The sequence below is a fragment of the Streptomyces sp. NPDC025833 genome, from assembly GCF_055558055.1.
The window spans coordinates 590,047-607,937 of record NZ_JBVHNF010000001.1 but is presented as its reverse complement, the minus strand read 5'-3'; the positions used below and the strand labels follow the sequence as shown (position 1 = coordinate 607,937).

The following is a 17,891-nucleotide window of genomic DNA, read 5'->3' as shown; positions in this document are numbered from 1 at the left end:
GGGCCGGCCCGCTCTTCGCGAGCCGGCGGCGACCCGGGGGCCCCGGCGTCCCCTTCCCCGGCGAACCGGTCGCGTACCGCCCCCGCGGCACCGCGCCCCCACGTCACCGGGCGTTTGGCCGGGACGGCTGCCCGGACCGGACGGAGCGGCCCCCGGCCCACCGAACCACGGCCGGCTTGTGACCAGGAGGCCCCAACACGCGTCCGCATGCGCTGCGTCGCGCCACCGGCACGACGTGCCGGCCGGTCAGATCAAGCCATAGCCCATCCCGCGACGGGGGCCCGAACGGGGCCGCTCCGCCCCTCCGGCCGATCCGCGTCCCCTGAGTGCCCCGGAGTCGTCCCGGTTGCCGCCCGGCTCACGCCTCGGGGCGTTTGACGCTCTCCAGGAGCATGTCGAGCCACTCCGCGACCTTGTCCCGGTGCTGGTCGGTGGGCAACTGCGCGGCCCGCCAGGCTATCCCGCGCACCCCGTGGTCCTGGAGCAGCCGCTCCAGCGGGTCCTCCGCGGCCTCGACGGCGGCCCGCTCCCGGTCCGCGAGCTTCTGCAACAGCTCCTGCTCGGTGCGCTGCAACGCGCCCGCCAGCGCCTCGGGGTCCTCCGCGGTGAGGAAGCCGGCGTGCACCCGGAAGAAGCGCTGGAGCGCGTCGCAGTGCTCCATGGTGGGCCGCCGGTCGCCGTTGATGAGGGCACCGGCCTGCTGCCGGGACATGCCCGCGCCGTCGGCGATCTCCTGCTGGGTGTAGCGGCGTCCGCCCGGCTTCAGCCGGGTGCGCCGCAGCAGGTCCAGACGCTGCAGGAAGCGGGCCTGGACGTCCGGTTCGCCCGCGGGCCGACCGCTGAGCAGGGCCCTGACCACCGGCTCGGGCACACCGCAGGCGGTGGAGAGCCGCCCGACGTCGAAGACCTCGGGGTGCGGGACGCCGAGGCGGTCGGCGAGCGCGGTGACGCGGGCGACGACGGCCGGCAGCTGGGCGGTCGCCGAGGCGCCCGGATCCTCGTAGCCATCCGTCACCGACAGAACTCCTACGTCTTGAGAGGGCTTCAGTGCGTCCGTGCTTCTCACGAGCGATCGCCGTGAACTTCCCGGAGAGTAGCCGGTGTCTCGAACCCACAGCCAGACGTCGCCACAACTGTGGCGAATTTCAGCCGTCAACCGGCATGAAATGCCACGATAGTTGACACGACTCAGGCCTGGGCACCAGGATCGCATCGCCGCGTGAAAGGCCGCAGAGGCAAGAGGGGTGACCTCCCGATGGCACATCAGGCAGGAGGGCAGCGGCCGGCACCGCGGCCCGTCCCCGACACTTGCGAGACCCAGGCGTACCTCCAGGACTACGGGACGCTGCTGGAGTACCTGTCCTGCCCGTCCCTGGTCGTCGACCGCCAGTGGAACGTGGTCATGGCGAACCGCGCGTTCGAGACGCTCTTCGGCGGGATGCGCCCCCACCCGACGGCGATGCCGGGGGAGAACTTCCTGCGTTTCGTGCTGTTCCACCCCGACGCCGGTGAGGTCCTCGGCGAGCACGAGGCCGGCTGGTGCCTGCCCATGCTGGCCCAGCTCCGGTCCGCCCTGGAGTCCTTCGGGCACGACCACGCGCTCCAGGCGGTCCGCCGGGACGTCGGCCAGGACCCCATCATGGAGGCGGCCTACCGGCAGGGCCTGCCGCACTGGATCCGCGCCGTCGGCGAGGCCGCGACCCGCCTCGACGGCGCCGTGCGGGTGCTGCACCACCCGGACCCGCGCCGCGGCCGCACCGAGTGCCGGATCGTCGAGGACGGTCCGCAGCCGCTGCGGGAGCTGGGCTACCGGCACCTGACCATGGTCCTGCGCGACCACCGCAGGCCCGCCGCGGCGGTCCGCCGGCCGCGCCGCTCGCGGGGCGCTGCCTCGCACCTCACGGTCGTTCCGGCCGCGGAGAGCTGACCCGGCACCGTCGGCGTTCAGGTCGCCGACGGCGCCGGGCCGCCCGCACCCGACGGCGGCGGGGCGCCGCCCGCCCGGGACGGCCGGGCCGACCGCCGGCACGCGGGGCACCCCCGCCTCGGCGACCGCCCCGCCGTCACCCGGCCGGGCGGGCGTCGCGGCGCCTCCGTCGTCATCTTCCGGCCCGCGCCGGGCACACTCGGCAGGGAGGCGCCGGCACCGGACCTCGCCCCGCGCAACCCCCGGACCGGGCCCGGTCGGTGCGGGGTCGGCGAGCCGACGCGGGATCAGGAGACGGGAGAAGCCCGTACCGACGCCCCGCACCGAACACCGCGCACCGCACGGACCGCCGGGTTTCACACGGGCGACACCGCACCCTTCCCTGACGTTCGCTGCTCTTGGAACACTCGCTCCGCGCGGATTCCGTCATCGGGCGGCATCGCGTACGTCAGGCTGAGAGGACCCCCAACCATGCCCGAGGTCAACCGGCGTCACTTCCTCCGACTCGCCGGCGCCACCACGGCGTTCTCGGCGCTGTCCGGCAGCATCCAGCGCGCGGCCGCCCTGCCGGCGTACTTCCGCACCGGTTCGGTCGACGATGTCGAGCACATCGTCGTGCTGATGCAGGAGAACCGTTCCTTCGACCACTACTTCGGCTCGCTCCGGGGCGTCCGCGGGTTCGGCGACCCGCGTCCGGTCAGGCAGAACGGCCGGTCCGTCTGGCAGCAGTCGGACGGCTCGAAGGACATCCTGCCCTTCCACCCGGACGCCGACGACCTGGGCCTCGCCTTCATCCAGGACCTCCCGCACGGCTGGAGCGACACCCACACCGCCTTCAACAACGGCAAGTACGACAAGTGGGTGCCCGCCAAGGGCTCGACGACGATGGCGTACCTGACGCGCGCCGACATCCCGTTCCACTACGCCCTCGCGGACGCCTTCACCGTCTGCGACGCCTACCACTGCTCCTTCATGGGCTCCACCGACCCCAACCGCTACTACATGTGGACGGGGTACGTCGGCAACGACGGCAAGGGCGGCGGCCCGGTCCTCGGCAACGACGAGAAGGGCTACGGCTGGACGACGTACCCGGAGCGCCTGGAGAAGGCCGGCGTGTCCTGGAAGATCTACCAGGACATCGGCAACGGGCTGGACGCGAACGGCTCCTGGGGCTGGATCAGCGACGCCTACCGCGGCAACTACGGCGACAACTCGCTCCTCTACTTCAACCAGTACCGCAACGCGGCGCCCGGCAGCCCCCTCTACGACAAGGCCCGCACCGGCACGAACGCCGCCAAGGGCGAGGGCTACTTCGACCGGCTCAAGGCGGACGTGCAGGGCGGCAGACTGCCCCAGGTCTCCTGGATCGTCGCCCCCGAGGCCTTCACCGAGCACCCCAACTGGCCCGCCAACTACGGCGCCTGGTACGTCTCGCAGGTGCTGGACGCGCTCACCTCCGACCCCGACGTGTGGGCCAGGACGGCCCTGTTCATCACCTACGACGAGAACGACGGCTTCTTCGACCACGTCGTCCCGCCCTACCCGCCGGCCTCCGCCGCCCGGGGCCTGTCGACGGTGGATCCCGCCCTGGACCTGTTCAAGGGCGACATCGGCCACGCCGCCGGACCCTACGGACTCGGCCAGCGGGTGCCGATGCTGGTCGTCTCCCCGTGGAGCAAGGGCGGGTACGTCTGCTCCGAGACCCTCGACCACACCTCGATCATCCGTTTCATCGAGCGTCGTTTCGGTGTCCAGGAGCCGAACATCTCCCCGTGGCGGCGCGCCGTCTGCGGTGACCTGACGAGCGCCTTCGACTTCTCCCGCGGCGACGGCGCGCCGGTCACGCTGCCCTCGACGGCCGCCTACCGCCCGGCGGACCGCAACCGCCACCCGGACTACGTGCCCAAGCCGCCCGCCAAGGGCGTCCTGCCCCGGCAGGAGGCGGGCAGCCGTCCCACCCGCCCGCTGCGGTACGCCCCGGCGGTGGACGGCTCGGCGGACACCGCGGCCGGGAAGTACACGCTCACGTTCGCCTCGGGGGCGAACGCCGGCGCGGTCTTCCTCGTCACGTCCGACAGCCGTACCGACGGGCCGTGGACCTACACCACGCAGGCCGGCAAGACGCTCGCGGACACCTGGAACTCGGTCTACTCCGGCGGCGACTACGACCTCGCCGTGCACGGCCCCAACGGCTTCCTGCGCGTCTTCAAGGGCCGCAACAAGGTCGCCGGTCCCGAGGTCACCGTCCGGGACGCCGGGAACGACGTCGAGCTGACCTTCACCAACCAGGGCTCCGGCGCGGTGCAGCTCAAGGTGGCCGACGGCTACGGCGGCGGCCCGCTCACGGTGACCGTGCGACCGGGCGCGACCGTGCGGCAGGTCGTCGGCCTCACGGCGAGCAAGCGCTGGTACGACCTGACCGTGACCTGCGACGCCGACCCGGCCTTCCTGCGCGGCTTCGCCGGGCACGTGGAGAACGGGCAGCCCGGCGTCAGCGACCCGGCGATCCTCACGGCGTGAACGGCCGGTGAACACGGCTCCGTGCGGCATGGTCAGGTACCGGTCACATCAGGGTAGTGTGCCCCGGTGACCACGCAATCGAACACTCCTGCAGGCTGGTACCCGGACCCGCACGGGGCACAGCAGACGCTGCGCTACTGGGACGGCGCGCAGTGGACCGAGCACACCAACCCGGCGCAGCAGGGCGCCGGGCAGGTCCCGCCGCAGCAGGCCGCCTTCCCGCAGCAGCAGGCCGGCGACGCCAGGGTGCAGCGCCAGGTGCAGAAGCAGGCCGGCGTCGCGGCCGGCGGCCCCGGCGGCGGCACCCTCTTCACCGAGCCCGTCCTGGTCGTGAACCAGAAGGCCAAGCTGATCGAGCTGACCAACGAGTACAAGGTCATGGATCAGAGCGGCCGGGAGATCGGTTCCGTCACCCAGGTCGGGCAGGGCGTGCTGCGCAAGATCCTGCGCTTCGTCTCCAGCATCGACCAGTTCCTGACCCACAAGCTGGAGATCCGCGACGCCTACGGCCAGCCGCAGCTGCTGCTGACCCGGCCCGCGAAGATCTTCAAGTCCCGGGTGATCGTGAGCCGCCCGGACGGTTCGCCGGTCGGCGAGATCGTCCAGAAGAACATGATCGGCAAGATCAACTTCGCGATGATGGCCAACGGCCAGCAGGTCGGCGCGATCAAGGCGGAGAACTGGCGGGCCTGGAACTTCGCGATCGTCGACCACGCGGACAGCGAGGTCGCCCGGATCACCAAGACCTGGGAGGGCCTGGCCAAGACGCTGTTCACGACGGCGGACAACTACGTCCTGCAGATCCACTACCAGTTGCCCGAGCCGCTGCTGAGCCTCGTGGTGGCGACGGCGCTGACGGTCGACACCGCGCTGAAGCAGGACGCGCGCGGCTGGGGCTGACCGACCCCGGGGCCCGGACACCACCGTCCGGGACCCGAACGGCGACGGCGGCCGGTACGCGGGACGTCCCGCGCACCGGCCGCCGCCGTACGTCCTCACAGTGCCGTGAGGTGCCCCGGCTGCTCGGGCCGCCGCGGCACCAGCGCGGGCTCGGCCGTCGCGGTCCCCGGCTCCAGCGCCAGCACCGCCGCCACCGGATGGTCGTCGCCGGGCCCGCCGGGCTCCCTGGGCCGCTCCGCCCGCCCGGCCTCGGGCGCCGTCCGGCTGAGCAGCACCACGCCCCACGCGGCGAGCGCCGCACCGGCCAGCGCCAGCAGCACGCCGCCGGTCCCGCCCCGCAGCCCCTGACCCAGCAGGGTGAGGCCGATCACCGCGGCGGCCATGGGGTTGGCGAGGGTCACCACGGCCAGCGGGGCGCCGAGACCGCCCCGGTAGGCGGTCTGGGACAGCAGCAGCCCGCCGACGGCGAACGCGGCGACGAGCACGGCGACCACGACCACCCCGGCGCTCAGCGCCGGCCCCGAGCGGTCCGTGGCCGCCACGGTCACCGTCTGGGTGAGCGCCGATGCCACCCCGGAGGCGAAGCCGGACGCGGTGGCGTGCCGCAGGCCCGGCCGCGCGCCGGGCCGCGAGAGCAGGCCGATCGCGGCGGCGGTCGTGCCCGCGACCGCCAGCGCCTCGGTGAGCGACAGCACCCGGGCGGGCGCCGGACCGGAGGCGCAGACCAGCAGCGCGCCCAGCCCGAGCAGGGTGAGCGCCGTACCGCGCCACTCCGCCGCGCTCACCCGCCGGCCGGCCGCCCGCGCGCCCAGCGGCACGGCCGCCACCAGGGTCAGCGCGCCGAGCGGCTGGACCACGGTCAGCGGGCCGTACTTCAGGGCGACGACGTGCAGCAGCGCGGCGGCGGCGTTCAGTCCGACCGCCGACCACCAGGCACCCGTGCCCAGCAGCCCCGGCAGGCCGGTGCCGCTGCCGCGCGCGGCGAGGCGCTCCTGTGCGACGGCGGCCAGCGCGTAGGCGACGGCCGACACGAGGGACAGGCCGAGGGCGGCCAGGGCCGCGGCGCTCATCGGCCCGCTCCCGCCAGGACGGGTTCCCGCGTGACCGGGAGCACGACGCCGCGGCCCGCCGCCGGGCCGGCCGAGTGCCGCGGCCGGTGGACGAGCGCGAGGGCGGCGGCGAGCATGGCGGTGGCGACGAGGGAGTCCAGCCAGTAGTGGTTCGCCGTGCCCACGATCACCACCAGGGTGATCAGCGGGTGGGCCAGCCAGAGCCAGCGCCACCGGGACCGGGTCGCCGCGATCAGGCCGATCGCCACCATCAGCGCCCAGCCGAAGTGCAGCGACGGCATGGCCGCGAACTGGTTCGACAGGTGGTCGCCGGCCGGCGGCCCGTACACGGAGGGGCCGTAGACCCGGCCCGTGTCCGTCAGGCCCGTGCCGGCCAGCATCCGCGGCGGGGCCAGCGGGAAGGTGAAGGGGAGCACCAGGGCGGCCGTGGTGAGGACCGCGAGCACCCGGCGCGCCCAGAGGTAGTGCGCGGGCCGGCGCAGGTACAGCCAGACCAGGAAGGCCACCGTGGCCGGGAAGTGGACGGCCGCGTAGTAGGTGTTGGCCAGGTGGACGAGGGTGTCGCCGTGCAGCAGCGCGGACTGCACGGCGTTCTCGTGGGGGAGGTGCGCGGCCCGCTCCAGGTGCCACACGCGGCGGGCGTTGCGGAAGGCGTCCCCGGTGTGGCCGGAGGCCAGTCGGCGGCCGAGTTTGTACACCAGGAACAGCCCGGCGACGAGCAGGAACTCGCGTATCAGAGGGGGCCGGGCCGGTGTGCCCGGTGCGCTGTCGGCCTCCGCAGGCTCGGTTCGTGCGGTCATCCCCCGGCCCCTTCGCTGGCGGTGTGGTGCGTGTAGTGGTGCGTCTGTGGGTGCGGTGCAGCCCATCGATACGTTTCCGTACCGATACGCAAGTGTACCGATACGGTCGAGTACCGGTACACTGGCGTATCGATTGATGTGCGCCACACTGGAGACACCACGAGTGAGGGGAAGCACCACATGACGTCGCAGGCCGCGGACGGGCCGGAGACGGCCGCCGCCTCGCGCCGCTCCAAGATCACGCCGGAGCGTGAGCGGGAGTTCTTCGACGCCGTGCTGGAACAGATCCGCGAGTGCGGCTACGACTCCCTGACCATGGAGGGCGTCGCCGCCCGCACCCGGTGCAGCAAGTCCACGCTGTACCGGCAGTGGAAGAACAAGCCGCAGTTCGTGGCGGCCGCGCTGCGTGCCAGCCGGCGCGTGCGGTTCGCGGGCATCGACACCGGATCGCTCGCCGGGGACCTGCGCGAGGCCGCGCGGGCCGCGGGCGACTGGTCCGGCAAGGACACCCGGCTGCTCCAGGCGCTGGGCCACGCGGTGACGTCGGACCAGGAACTGGCCCTGGCGCTGCGGGAGGCGCTGGTCCACCCGGAGATCGCCGCGCTGGAGGAGATGCTGGCCCGGGGCGTGGCCCGGGGCGAGGTCCCCGCGGACCATCCCGCGCTGGAGTACGTGCCCGCGATGATGTTCGGCGTCCTGCGTGTGCGGCCCGTGCTCAACGGGCAGTACGCCGATGCCGACTACCTGGTCCGCTTCGTGGAGGCCGTCGTGCTGCCCGCACTGGGAGCGAGATGAGACCCAGGCCGCCGTTCACGGGATGACTGAACGGTGACCTGCCCGCGCCGCACCGTGGGGACGGGGGCGGCGCGCACCCCCGGCCGGGTGGGGTCCCCCTTGAGCGGAGGGGGACCCCACCCGGCCGATCCGTGTCTCAGACGTCCTGGCCGCTGCCGCCGCCGGACGAGACCTCGATCCCTCGCAGGATCTCGTCGATGACGGACAGCTTCTGCCCGGCGTCCAGGCCGAAGCGGAGCACCACGATCTGCTGGGGGTCGTTGGGCGAGGGGAAGGCGACGGACTCGACGTAGCCGTCGGCGCCCTTGCTGGTGACCGTCTTCCAGCGCACCCGGTAGCCCTTCTGCCCGGCCACCGTCACCGCCTCGGAGGCCAGCTCCTGGTGCGAGGTGATGCTGCCGTAGGTCGTGCCGCCGTACGACGCCTTGGCGTTGGCCGCGATGTCCGCCTTCGCGACCTCCTCGGCCGTGCCGCCCTTGAGGCCCAGTTGCAGGGCCGGGGCGGAGTAGGCGCCGCCCGCGGTGCACGTCTTGGCCGGATCGCCCGGGCACTTGTAGGAGTTCCCGGAGGTCACCTGCGCGCCGATGCCGAGGGACTCCCCGGTCCAGCCCTGCGGCACCGGCAGGCTGATGCCGTTGACCGGGTCCGGCACCGAGCCGCCGCCCTCGACCTTGGGCGCCCCGGACCGGCCGGGGCCCGGCGAGTCGCCACCGGACCCGCCCTGACCGCCGTCGCCGCCCTGGCCACCGTCGCCGCGCTGACCGCCGTCGCCGTCCTGGCCGCCGGAACCTCCGCTCCCCTCCGAGCCGCCGGGTCCGCCGAACGGCCCGCCCCGGCCGTCGTCGGCCCCCTGCCGGACCCCCGCGCGGTCGCCGCCGCCGTCGTCGTCGGCGAGGGCGTACACACCGACCCCGATGCTCGCCAGCACGGCGGCCGCCACCACGACGGCTATGCCGTTGCGCAGCCGGCGCCGGGGGCGGGCCGGCGGCTCGGCCGGGTACCCCGGGTATACCGGGTGGCCGCCGTACCCCGCGGGCGCCGTCGGGTGGAGGCCGGCCGGCTGGACCGGCGGCGCCGTCTGTGCCGGGGGACCCCACGGGGCGGCCGTACCGGCGGGACGGGTCTGGTCCGTCCAGGCCTTGCCGTCCCACCAGCGCTCGGTGGGCGGACCGTCGTTCGTCTGCCCGGGGTCGGGATACCACCCGGGAGGAGTCACCTGCGTCATGCCCCCACCGTAAGAGGCGTCGGTGAAAGCGGGATGAGAGGATCCCCCGCCAAACGTGCGGACCGGGACGATTCACCCGGGATTTCTCCGCAGATCCCTCCGCCGCGACTGCCGTACCCGGTCCCGTCCGGGCGGGCGCGCGGACCCACGGCGCCGGGTGGCGCCTGCCGGACGCCGGGTGCGGGTGCGCGGGTTGGTCGCGATCGCCCGCCGCCGCTGCGCGCGGGGAGCTTTCGGGGGCGGGTCCCGGACGCGGGTCGCGCGGGGGCGGCGTGCGCCGGCCGTGGGGACCGACGGAGCCGGCCGCGCGGCGACCGGCGGCCACGGGCCGGCGCTTCATGGCCGAACCGGTCGACCGGGCGCACCACGCAGTCGCGTTCGGAACGGTGCCGACCTGTTCCGAACACACGCGAACGCCTCTATCGCTTGTCTCCGCACACAGCCGGCGGCGACGCTCTGCGGTGTCGCCCTCGCAACGGATGATGGGAGAACCGTGAGAACCGACTGGACATTCGCGGCAGCCGGTGCCGCCGCCGTCGGCTTGGCCCTGAGCCTTTCCGTCGTGCCGGCCCAGGCCGCACAGCCGCCTTCGGCGACACGTTCGCCCCAGGCGGTGAACGCACTGTGTGGCTGGCAGCCCAACCCGGGCGTCCACGCGGAAGCCACCGTCATCAAGGACAGGGCAGCGGCCCACAACGGCCCGGCGGCCGAATGCAAGGTGGACAGCTACCGCGCTCTCGGCAGCCCCGTGGAGATCTACTGCAAGTACACGAACACCGCGGGGAACCTCTGGTACTCGACCACCTTCGGATGGATCTACAGCCCGTACCTGAGGGTCGACAAGGTGTCGCAACCGCCGGGCTCCATCGTCATTTGCTAGGACCGGCCTGCCGCCCCGCCCCGCCCCCAGCACCGCTCGACCAGACATGAAAGGGATGTCACATGCTCAAGAGGACCTGTGGTGTGCTCGGAGCCGCGATCGCTCTGGGCCTCGCCCTCAGCGGCACCGCGCAGGCACAAGCCGGCTCGGGGACCGCGAACGCCGCCGCCGCGAACGCGACTTCCGGCCCTGCGATCGCGACCCCCGCCCTGTACGCGGTGTCCGGCCGCTTCTACACGGACGGTGTCAACATCCGTAGCAGGCCGGACCTCGACTCGAAGGTCAACGGCCTCGGGTACGTCAGCCACAAGGTCACGGTGTACTGCTTCACCACCGGACCCCTGGAGACTGCTTGGTGGCGTATCACCGACACCACGACGGGCGTCTCCGGCTACATCGACCAGAGTCTCGGCGGCCCCAACAGCCCGCTCAGCACGCGTTGCTAGTACTCCAGCAGGGCTTCGCCGTCCGACCCGCGGGTTTGGCCGGGCGGCTGGAGTGTGGCGGGACTTCGGTCGCGCGGGGGCGGTCCCACCGGGGCCGCCCCTCGATCGTGCGACAGCGCCGCAGGCAGTGCCGGCGGCGGGCCAGCCTCCGAGGACGATCACCGAGTATGCCGCGTCGACTCGTAACGCCTCGCGGAGGTGCGGTCAATGCGGAGGTGCGATCAGATCGATCAGGAAGTCCTGATCTCCGGCGCCGGAGCAACGGCCTTGGACGACTTCCGCTCCCTCCTCGGTGGCCTGGTCACGCAGGCTCAGGCACTGGCCGGTGACGACCGGGCGGATGCGGAAATGGGTGGCGGCAAGCGAACCGACGCGCTCTATGCGGAACTGCTGGGCCCGGTTGCTGTCGGCACAGTTGTCGCGGGGTTCCAGCAGATCGCGCCCCGGCTCCTTCGTCAGGACGGTGAGGCAGCCGATGCCGTACTTCGCCTGATGCCATTGAATCTGCACTGTGTTCCTGGCCAGCGGTTCGAGGAACACGTGCGGCAGACCGGCCGTCGAGCAGAGGCGTTGGGTGGCGACGGCGGTCTGGTAGCGCCCGGTGCGATCTCTGCCTTCGGTGAGGCACAGTTCCGGCGTGCGAGCGGGATGGATACGTGCCCAGCTTCCTACGGCCAGCATGCGCAGCCCGGTCACCGGCACCGCCGGTACGGAGGCCGGCGCCGGCGAGTCGTGGAACCGGCCGCTGATGCCGAGTGTGCCCGCAACGCCGATCCCTACGGCGCCGACCAGGCCGGCCGCCCGGCGCCACCATGGGGAGCCCGCTATGGCAGACGCGTCCGTGGACGAACCTTCAGGGCCGTCACCGTTGGCGTCGTCCTTTTGTGCGGGCTGTGCCGGTTGTGCGGGCTCGTGGGCGGCGATGCGGCTGTGCATCTGAAGCCACTCACGTACTTCCGCGTCACTGAGGCCGCAGGCACGGGTGAACGCCTCGACGAACCGTGCCCGAGGGAGAGTGACGCGGCTCAGAGTACTCGCGATCGTGCTCGCCGGCAGTGCCGCGCCGTGTGCCGCGGCCTTGCCCTCGAGTTGGCGGTAAGTCAGTTCTGACCGAACGCGCAGCGTCCGGAGTGCCTCGGTGAACTCGGCAGGGGTGCTCACCTTCGCGGGCTGGGGTGGCTCCTCGGGGCCCTCCGCACCGGGCTCGTTTCGACTCACCACTTGAGTATGGCCCCACTGGTGGTGTCCGGGCACCGCTTTCGAGCGGCACCGTCCAGGTGCTTCCGCAACATCCGCGCACCGGCCGAGTTACTCGCGGGAGGCGTCTGCCCCTACAGCTCAACCCGCGAACCGGCCGGCCGTCTCGCCCGCCCCGGCCCACCGGAAGAGACGCGTACCCCCGGCGACGACGCGGCCCGCACCCACCGGACACCGGCCCCGCCCACTCCGCGCACGGAGCGGCCGCCGCACCCCGCCCGCCGTCCGCCGCGGAGCGGAACCCGCGGCCCGCCCTGATCGGCGGGCCGCGGTTCGACGCCGGGGGCAGGGGTACCCGGCCGCGACCGCACACGGGACGCAGCCGTACGCGACGAGAGGGAGCACGACCCATGAAGGCAGTCACCTGGCAGGGCAAGCGGGACGTCCGGGTGGAGGACGTGCCCGACCCGAGGATCGAGGAGCCCACGGACGCCGTCATCCGGATCACGTCCACCGGCCTGTGCGGCTCCGACCTGCACCTGTACGAGGTGCTCACGCCGTTCATGACCCCCGGCGACATCCTCGGCCACGAACCCATGGGGATCGTGGAGGAGGTCGGCTCCGAGGTGACGAACCTGCGGCCCGGCGACCGTGTCGTGGTGCCCTTCCAGATCGCCTGCGGACACTGCTACATGTGCGGCAACGGGCTGCCCACCCAGTGCGAGACCACGCAGGTCACCAGCGAGGGCATGGGCGCCCCCCTGTTCGGCTACACCCGCCTGTACGGCGCCGTGCCGGGCGCCCAGGCCGAGTACCTGCGCGTCCCGCAGGCGCAGTTCGGGCCGATGAAGGTGCCGGAGGGCCCGGCGGACGACCGCTTCGTCTACCTCTCCGACGTGCTGCCCACCGCCTGGCAGGCCGTCGAGTACGCCGCCGTGCCGCCCGGCGGCACCGTCGCCGTCCTCGGGCTCGGCCCGATCGGCGACATGGCGTGCCGGATCGCCATGGCCCGCGGCGCCGGACGGGTCTTCGGCGTCGACCTGGTGCCGGAACGGCTCGCCCGGGCCAACCGCCGCGGCGTGGAGACGTACGATCTCCGTGCCTTCGACGACGAGAAGGCGCTGGTCCAGGCCATCCACGACGAGACCGGCGGCCGGGGCCCGGACGCCGTGATCGACGCCGTGGGCACCGAGGCGCACGGCAGCCACGTCGCCAAGATCGTCCAGCAGGCCGCCGCGATCATGCCCCGCAAGCTCAGCGGCCCGCTCGCCGAACGCTTCAGCGTCGACCGGATGGGCGCCCTCTACCTGGCCATCGACCTGGTCCGCCGGGGCGGCACGATCTCCCTCAGCGGTGTCTACGGCGGCATGGCCGACCCGATGCCCATGCTCACCCTCTTCGACAAGCAGATCCAGCTCCGCATGGGCCAGGCCAACGTCCGCCGCTGGAGCGGCGAGATCATGCCCTACCTGACCGACGAGGACCCGCTCGGCGTCGACGACTTCGCCACGCACCGGGTGCCGCTGGCCGACGCCGCGCACGCGTACGAGATGTTCCAGCGCAAGCAGGACGGCGCCGTCAAGGTCCTCCTGGAGCCGTAGCCCCCGGCCGGCCCGCGACCGGCGCCGGTACCGGTACCGGCGCCTCAGCCGCGGTCCCGCTCGCCGAGGATCTCCGCCAGGTCGTAGCGCACCGGTTCCTCCAGCTGGGCGTACGTGCAGCTCTCCGGCGTGCGGTCCGGGCGCCAGCGGCGGAAGCGGGCCGTGTGCCGGAACCGCTGACCGTTCTCCATGTGGTCGTACGCCACCTCGGCCACCCGCTCCGGGCGCACCGGCACCCAGGACAGGTCCTTCCTGCCGGACCAGCGGCTGGGCGCGCCCGGCAGCCGCGCCGCGTCGTGCGCCGCCTCGTCGGTCCACGACGCCCACGGGTGCCCCGACACGTCGGCCATGCGCAGCGGCTCCAGCTCGTCGACCAGCTCGGCGCGCCTCTTCATCGTGAAGGCCGCCGACACGCCGACGTGCTGGAGCCGGCCGCTCCCGTCGTACAGCCCGAGCAGCAGCGAACCCACCACCGGTCCGCTCTTGTGGAACCGGTACCCGGCGACGACGACGTCCGCCGTCCGCTCGTGCTTGATCTTGAACATGGCTCGCTGGTCCTGGAGGTACCTCAGGGTGAGCGGCTTGGCGACGACCCCGTCGAGCCCGGCGCCCTCGAACCGCTCGAACCACTGCCGGGCCACCTCGATGTCGGTCGTCGCGGGCGCCAGGTGCACCGGCGGGGTGGCACCGGCGAGGGCCCGGTCCAGCAGGGCGCGCCGTTCGGTCAGCTCCACGTCGAGCAGGGCGTGGTCGTCCAGCGCGAGCAGGTCGAAGGCGACGAACGAGGCCGGTGTCCGCTCGGCGAGCGTGCGCACGCGGGAGGCCGCCGGATGGATCCGCTCGGACAGCGCGTCGAAGTCCAGCCGGCCGTTCCGGGCGACCACGATCTCCCCGTCCAGCACGCACCGCCCCGGCACCCGTTCCTTCAGCGCCTCGACCAGCTCGGGGAAGTACCTGGTCAGCGGCTTGCCGGTGCGGCTGCCCAGCTCGACCTCGGCCCCGTCCCGGAACACGATCGACCGGAAGCCGTCCCACTTCGCCTCGTAGTGCATCCCCGGCGGGATCCGCGCCACCGACTTGGCGAGCATCGGCTTCACGGGCGGCATGACGGGGAGGTCCATGGGACCGATTCTGCGCGTGCGCGTACGGGTTCGCCCGGTGTGCGAGGTGTGCGGGGTACGCCTACCGTTGCCCGCATGGGTGCAGCGGTGGAACTGGAGGTGGGCGGCCGGACGGTACGGCTGTCCAGCCCGGACAAGGTGTTCTTCCCGGAGCGCGGCTTCACCAAGCTGGACGTCGCCCGGTACTACGCCGCCGTCGCCCCCGGCATCCTGCGTGCCCTGCGCGACCGTCCGACCACCCTGGAACGCTACCCGGACGGTGTCGGCGGCGAGTGGTTCTACCAGAAGCGGGCCCCGAAGGGCATGCCCGACTGGATCCCGACCGCCCACATCACCTTCCCCAGCGGGCGCAGCGCCGACGAGATGTGCCCGGCCGAGGAGGCCGCCGTGGTGTGGGCCGCCCAGTACGGCACCCTCACCTTCCACCCCTGGCCGGTCCGCGCCGGCGACGTCGACCACCCCGACGAACTCCGCATCGACCTCGACCCGCAGCCCGGCACCGACTACGCCGACGCGGCCCGCGCGGCCGGTGAACTGCGCGCCGTGCTGGACGAGTTCGGCGGGCTGCGCGGCTGGCCGAAGACCTCCGGCGGCCGGGGCCTGCACGTCTTCGTGCCGATCGAGCCGCGCTGGACCTTCACCCAGGTGCGCCGCGCGGCGATCGCGGTCGGCCGGGAGATGGAGCGCCGGATGCCCGAGCGGGTGACCATCAAGTGGTGGAAGGAGGAACGCGGCGCGCGCATCTTCCTCGACTACAACCAGACCGCCCGCGACCGCACCATCGCCTCCGCCTACTCCGTACGGCCGCGCCCGAACGCCCCGGTCTCGGCGCCGCTGCGCTGGGAGGAGGTCGGGGTCGCGCAGCCCCGCGACTTCGACCTGGCCACCATGCCGGCCCGGTTCGCCGAACTGGGCGACGTGCACGCCGACATGGACGACCACGCCTTCTCCCTGGAGGCGCTGCTGGAACTGGCCCGCCGGGACGAGCACGACCACGGCCTGGGCGACCTGCCGTACCCGCCGGAGTACCCGAAGATGCCCGGCGAACCGAAGCGCGTCCAGCCGAGCCGGGCCCGCCGCGAGCCGTCGCCCTGACCCGGCCGGGCGGCAGCGGGAAGGGGCCCGGACGGCTGCCGCCCACGGGCTCCGCGGGCACCGGCCGGGGCGGCGCCCCGCGGCTATCCTGATCGCCGGCCGACGATGAGGAGCCCCGCCGTGCCCGAGGCAGTGTCGCGTCCCACCCTGGAGGCCGTCGCCGCACGGGCCGGTGTCTCGCGGGCCACCGTGTCCCGGGTGGTCAACGGCGGCGACGGGGTCCGCGAGCCGCTGGCCGAGCGGGTCCGGCGGGCCGTGGAGGAACTGGGCTACGTCCCCAACCGGGCGGCGCGCAGCCTCGTCACCCGGCGGCACGACGCCGTCGCGGTCGTCATCGCCGAGCCCGAGAGCCGGGTCTTCGCCGACCCGTTCTTCGCCCTGCAACTGCGCGGCATCAGCAAGGAGCTGACCGCGCACGACAACCAGCTCGTGCTGCTGCTCACCGAGGGCCGCGCCGACCACGCGCGCGTGGCACGGTACCTCGCCGGCGGCCATGTCGACGGCGCGCTCGTCTTCTCGCTGCACCTCGACGACCCGCTGCCCGGGCTGATACGCGCCGCCGGCCTGCCGACCGTGTTCGGCGGGCGCCCCGACTGGGACGCGGAGACCCGCACCGCCGGCCCGGGCGGGGGCGTGGTGTACGTCGACTGCGACAACCGGGGCGGGGCGCACGCGGCGGTACGGCACCTGCTGGGCCTCGGCCGGCGGCGCGTCGCGCACCTCACCGGGGCGCTGGACCAGACGTCCGCGGTGGACCGGCTGGACGGCTACCGGGACGGCATGGCCGGTGTCCCGGGCGGGGCCGACCCCGGGCTGGTGGCGGAGAGCGACTTCACCGTGGCCGGCGGGGAGCGCGCCATGCGCGAGATCCTCGGCCGGTGCCCGGACGTCGACGCCGTGTTCGCCGCCAGCGACCTGACCGCGCTCGGCGCCCTGCGGGTGCTGCGCGAGAGCGGCCGACGGGTGCCCGAGGACGTGGCCGTGGTCGGCTTCGACGACCTGGTCCCGGTCGCCGAGCAGGCCGACCCGCCGCTGACGACGGTCCGTCAGGACATCGAGGGGATGGGCCGCCTGATGGCGCGCCTGCTGCTGCGGGGCCCGGCCGGCGGCGGGGACGGCGAGCGCGCGGCGGCCGGCGCCCCGGGCCCGTCCGGCGGCGGTGTGATCCTTCCGACGACCCTGGTGCGCCGCGCCTCGGCGTGAGCGGCCGGCCCTGAGCGGAACGCGGACGACAGGCGCGCCGGGCCGGAGGCCGGGGACGGCCGGGACGCGCTCGCCGGGGCGGCTCGGTCCCGGGGCGGTTCGGGAGCGGCTCAGCCCTGGGGCGGCTCGCTCCTGATCACGGCGAAGCGGGCCCCGTACGGGTCGGTGAGCACGGCCGTGCGGCCCACCCCCGCCAGGCTCGCCGCGGCCGCCCGCACCGTACCGCCGAGGTGCTCGGCCCGCGCCACCACGGCGTCGGTGTCCGCCACCTCGACGTACGGCAGCCAGCCGGGGTCGTCCGCGACCCCGCCGGGCGCGTCGGCCGTCGGCACCAGGCCGCCGAACATCGCGTCGTCCCCGGCACCCGGCGGGCCGACGCCGGTGTACGTCCCGCCCGGCAGGGGCACCGCGGACGTCTCCAGGCCGAGCACCTCGTGGTAGAAGGCGGCTGCCGCCGCGATGTCCGGCGTGTACAGCTCGGCCCGGCACAGCGCGCCCGGCGCGCCCGCCAGGTCCACGCCCGCGGTCCGGCCGGGCTGCCAGATCCCGAATCTGGCGCCCGCCCGGTCGGCGAGGACCGCGACGCGGCCCCGGTCGCCCACGTCCACCGGCGGGAACGGCACGCTGCCGTGGGCCCGTTCGGCCCGCTCGGCGGTGGCCCGGGCGTCCCGGCTGCGGAAGTACACCGTCCAGGCCGGCGGTCCCTGCCCGGGCCCGCAGGGCATGCCGCCCGCGACGGTCCTGCCGTCCAGCTGGAAGAAGCCGTACCCTCCGGCGTCCGGGCCCGCGGACCGGAACCGCCAGCCGAAGAGCGCGCCGTAGAAGGAGACGGCTCCGTCGAGGTCGGGGCTGCCGACGTCGATCCAGGCGGGGGCGCCGTCGACGAAACGGGTGGTGAGCATCCCGGTCCTCCTCGCCAGGGTCCCGTCGTGTGCACTGCCGAGTCTGGCACCACCCGCCGGAGCCCGCCGCCGGGCGACGGCGACGCGCCGGTCCCCGTCGGCCCCGGCCGGGGTCACGGCGCGTGTCCCGCCGGTTCCCGCGCGTTCCGCGCGCCGCCGTGCGCGCACCGGGCCCGGGGGAGCATCATCGGGGCGGCGGGAGGCCCCGG

Annotated in this window: 16 protein-coding genes; 9 read left to right on the top strand and 7 right to left on the bottom strand. The window is 73.9% G+C overall.

The window, feature by feature from the left end; all coding sequences use genetic code 11:
• Positions 1–358: 358 nt before the first annotated feature.
• On the bottom strand, positions 359–1,015 hold the full coding sequence (locus tag ACZ4K2_RS02630; protein WP_467472094.1) for a helix-turn-helix domain-containing protein: 657 nt from the start codon (positions 1,013–1,015) through the stop codon (positions 359–361).
• A gap of 240 nt (positions 1,016–1,255) precedes the next feature.
• Here ACZ4K2_RS02630 and ACZ4K2_RS02625 point away from each other — a divergent pair, with 240 nt between their 5' ends.
• The 3 genes from ACZ4K2_RS02625 (at position 1,256) to ACZ4K2_RS02615 (ending at position 5,347) form a co-directional block, all read left to right on the top strand.
• On the top strand, positions 1,256–1,927 hold the full coding sequence (locus ACZ4K2_RS02625; protein ID WP_467472097.1) for an MmyB family transcriptional regulator: 672 nt from the start codon (positions 1,256–1,258) through the stop codon (positions 1,925–1,927).
• A 471-nt stretch (positions 1,928–2,398) separates the two neighbouring features.
• Positions 2,399–4,447 carry a phosphocholine-specific phospholipase C gene (locus ACZ4K2_RS02620; RefSeq protein WP_467472100.1) on the top strand — a complete coding sequence of 683 codons (2,049 nt, stop codon included), beginning with the start codon at positions 2,399–2,401 and terminating at the stop codon, positions 4,445–4,447.
• A gap of 66 nt (positions 4,448–4,513) precedes the next feature.
• The gene (locus ACZ4K2_RS02615; protein ID WP_467472102.1) at positions 4,514–5,347 is read left to right on the top strand and encodes an LURP-one-related family protein; all 834 of its coding nucleotides are present in this window, start codon (positions 4,514–4,516) and stop codon (positions 5,345–5,347) included.
• A gap of 95 nt (positions 5,348–5,442) precedes the next feature.
• Here ACZ4K2_RS02615 and ACZ4K2_RS02610 read toward each other — a convergent pair whose 3' ends face one another.
• Together ACZ4K2_RS02610 and ACZ4K2_RS02605 are read right to left on the bottom strand one after the other, a co-directional pair.
• Positions 5,443–6,417 carry a hypothetical protein gene (locus tag ACZ4K2_RS02610; RefSeq protein WP_467472104.1) on the bottom strand — a complete coding sequence of 325 codons (975 nt, stop codon included), beginning with the start codon at positions 6,415–6,417 and terminating at the stop codon, positions 5,443–5,445.
• The gene (locus ACZ4K2_RS02605) at positions 6,414–7,217 is read right to left on the bottom strand and encodes a phosphatase PAP2 family protein (RefSeq protein WP_467472107.1); all 804 of its coding nucleotides are present in this window, start codon (positions 7,215–7,217) and stop codon (positions 6,414–6,416) included. Before ACZ4K2_RS02605 ends, ACZ4K2_RS02610 begins: the two co-directional genes overlap by 4 nt.
• 180 nt (positions 7,218–7,397) lie before the next feature.
• On the opposite strand from ACZ4K2_RS02605, the gene ACZ4K2_RS02600 reads away from it, so the two are divergent.
• Complete coding sequence (locus ACZ4K2_RS02600) at positions 7,398–8,012, top strand: TetR/AcrR family transcriptional regulator (RefSeq protein WP_467472109.1); 615 nt, start codon at positions 7,398–7,400, stop codon at positions 8,010–8,012.
• Positions 8,013–8,148: 136 nt separating this feature from the next.
• Here the strand turns inward: ACZ4K2_RS02600 and ACZ4K2_RS02595 are convergent, their stop codons facing one another.
• Complete coding sequence (locus tag ACZ4K2_RS02595) at positions 8,149–9,237, bottom strand: DUF2510 domain-containing protein (RefSeq protein ID WP_467472111.1); 1,089 nt, start codon at positions 9,235–9,237, stop codon at positions 8,149–8,151.
• A gap of 493 nt (positions 9,238–9,730) precedes the next feature.
• Between ACZ4K2_RS02595 and ACZ4K2_RS02590 the strand changes: the two genes are divergently transcribed.
• Both ACZ4K2_RS02590 and ACZ4K2_RS02585 read left to right on the top strand, forming a co-directional pair.
• Complete coding sequence (locus ACZ4K2_RS02590; protein ID WP_467472113.1) at positions 9,731–10,117, top strand: hypothetical protein; 387 nt, start codon at positions 9,731–9,733, stop codon at positions 10,115–10,117.
• 62 nt (positions 10,118–10,179) lie between these two features.
• Entirely contained in the window at positions 10,180–10,563 is a 384-nt protein-coding gene (locus tag ACZ4K2_RS02585) for an SH3 domain-containing protein (RefSeq protein WP_467472115.1), read from the top strand.
• Between the two features lie 204 nt (positions 10,564–10,767).
• On the opposite strand, the gene ACZ4K2_RS02580 is transcribed toward ACZ4K2_RS02585, so the two are convergent.
• Entirely contained in the window at positions 10,768–11,781 is a 1,014-nt protein-coding gene (locus tag ACZ4K2_RS02580) for a helix-turn-helix domain-containing protein (RefSeq protein ID WP_467472117.1), read from the bottom strand.
• Between the two features lie 389 nt (positions 11,782–12,170).
• Here ACZ4K2_RS02580 and ACZ4K2_RS02575 point away from each other — a divergent pair, with 389 nt between their 5' ends.
• A complete protein-coding gene (locus tag ACZ4K2_RS02575; RefSeq protein ID WP_467472120.1) occupies positions 12,171–13,361 on the top strand; it encodes a zinc-dependent alcohol dehydrogenase in 1,191 nt (396 codons plus the stop codon).
• Positions 13,362–13,405: 44 nt separating this feature from the next.
• Here ACZ4K2_RS02575 and ACZ4K2_RS02570 read toward each other — a convergent pair whose 3' ends face one another.
• Positions 13,406–14,482 (bottom strand): ATP-dependent DNA ligase, encoded by a 1,077-nt coding sequence (locus ACZ4K2_RS02570; protein ID WP_467472123.1) that lies wholly within the window; start codon positions 14,480–14,482, stop codon positions 13,406–13,408.
• A 75-nt stretch (positions 14,483–14,557) separates the two neighbouring features.
• On the opposite strand from ACZ4K2_RS02570, the gene ligD reads away from it, so the two are divergent.
• Both ligD and ACZ4K2_RS02560 read left to right on the top strand, forming a co-directional pair.
• Positions 14,558–15,577, top strand: coding sequence for a non-homologous end-joining DNA ligase (gene ligD / locus ACZ4K2_RS02565; RefSeq protein WP_467472125.1), 1,020 nt, complete (start codon positions 14,558–14,560; stop codon positions 15,575–15,577).
• Positions 15,578–15,697: 120 nt separating this feature from the next.
• Positions 15,698–16,780, top strand: a complete 1,083-nt coding sequence (locus tag ACZ4K2_RS02560; RefSeq protein ID WP_467472127.1) for a LacI family DNA-binding transcriptional regulator — start codon at positions 15,698–15,700, stop codon at positions 16,778–16,780.
• Between the two features lie 110 nt (positions 16,781–16,890).
• Here ACZ4K2_RS02560 and ACZ4K2_RS02555 read toward each other — a convergent pair whose 3' ends face one another.
• Positions 16,891–17,682, bottom strand: coding sequence for a VOC family protein (locus ACZ4K2_RS02555; protein WP_467472130.1), 792 nt, complete (start codon positions 17,680–17,682; stop codon positions 16,891–16,893).
• Between the last annotated feature and the right edge of the window lie 209 nt (positions 17,683–17,891).

Excerpts from the sequence above, each read along its gene's own strand:
- ACZ4K2_RS02625 (WP_467472097.1), top strand. The coding sequence starts at position 1,256 with ATGGCACATCAGGCAGGAGGGCAGCGGCCGGCACCGCGGCCCGTCCCC.
- ACZ4K2_RS02620 (WP_467472100.1), top strand. The coding sequence starts at position 2,399 with ATGCCCGAGGTCAACCGGCGTCACTTCCTCCGACTCGCCGGCGCCACC.
- ACZ4K2_RS02610 (WP_467472104.1), bottom strand. The coding sequence starts at position 6,417 with ATGAGCGCCGCGGCCCTGGCCGCCCTCGGCCTGTCCCTCGTGTCGGCC.
- ACZ4K2_RS02605 (WP_467472107.1), bottom strand. The coding sequence starts at position 7,217 with ATGACCGCACGAACCGAGCCTGCGGAGGCCGACAGCGCACCGGGCACA.
- ACZ4K2_RS02600 (WP_467472109.1), top strand. The coding sequence starts at position 7,398 with ATGACGTCGCAGGCCGCGGACGGGCCGGAGACGGCCGCCGCCTCGCGC.
- ACZ4K2_RS02595 (WP_467472111.1), bottom strand. The coding sequence starts at position 9,237 with ATGACGCAGGTGACTCCTCCCGGGTGGTATCCCGACCCCGGGCAGACG.
- ACZ4K2_RS02585 (WP_467472115.1), top strand. The coding sequence starts at position 10,180 with ATGCTCAAGAGGACCTGTGGTGTGCTCGGAGCCGCGATCGCTCTGGGC.
- ACZ4K2_RS02575 (WP_467472120.1), top strand. The coding sequence starts at position 12,171 with ATGAAGGCAGTCACCTGGCAGGGCAAGCGGGACGTCCGGGTGGAGGAC.
- ACZ4K2_RS02570 (WP_467472123.1), bottom strand. The coding sequence starts at position 14,482 with ATGGACCTCCCCGTCATGCCGCCCGTGAAGCCGATGCTCGCCAAGTCG.
- ligD (WP_467472125.1), top strand. The coding sequence starts at position 14,558 with ATGGGTGCAGCGGTGGAACTGGAGGTGGGCGGCCGGACGGTACGGCTG.
- ACZ4K2_RS02555 (WP_467472130.1), bottom strand. The coding sequence starts at position 17,682 with ATGCTCACCACCCGTTTCGTCGACGGCGCCCCCGCCTGGATCGACGTC.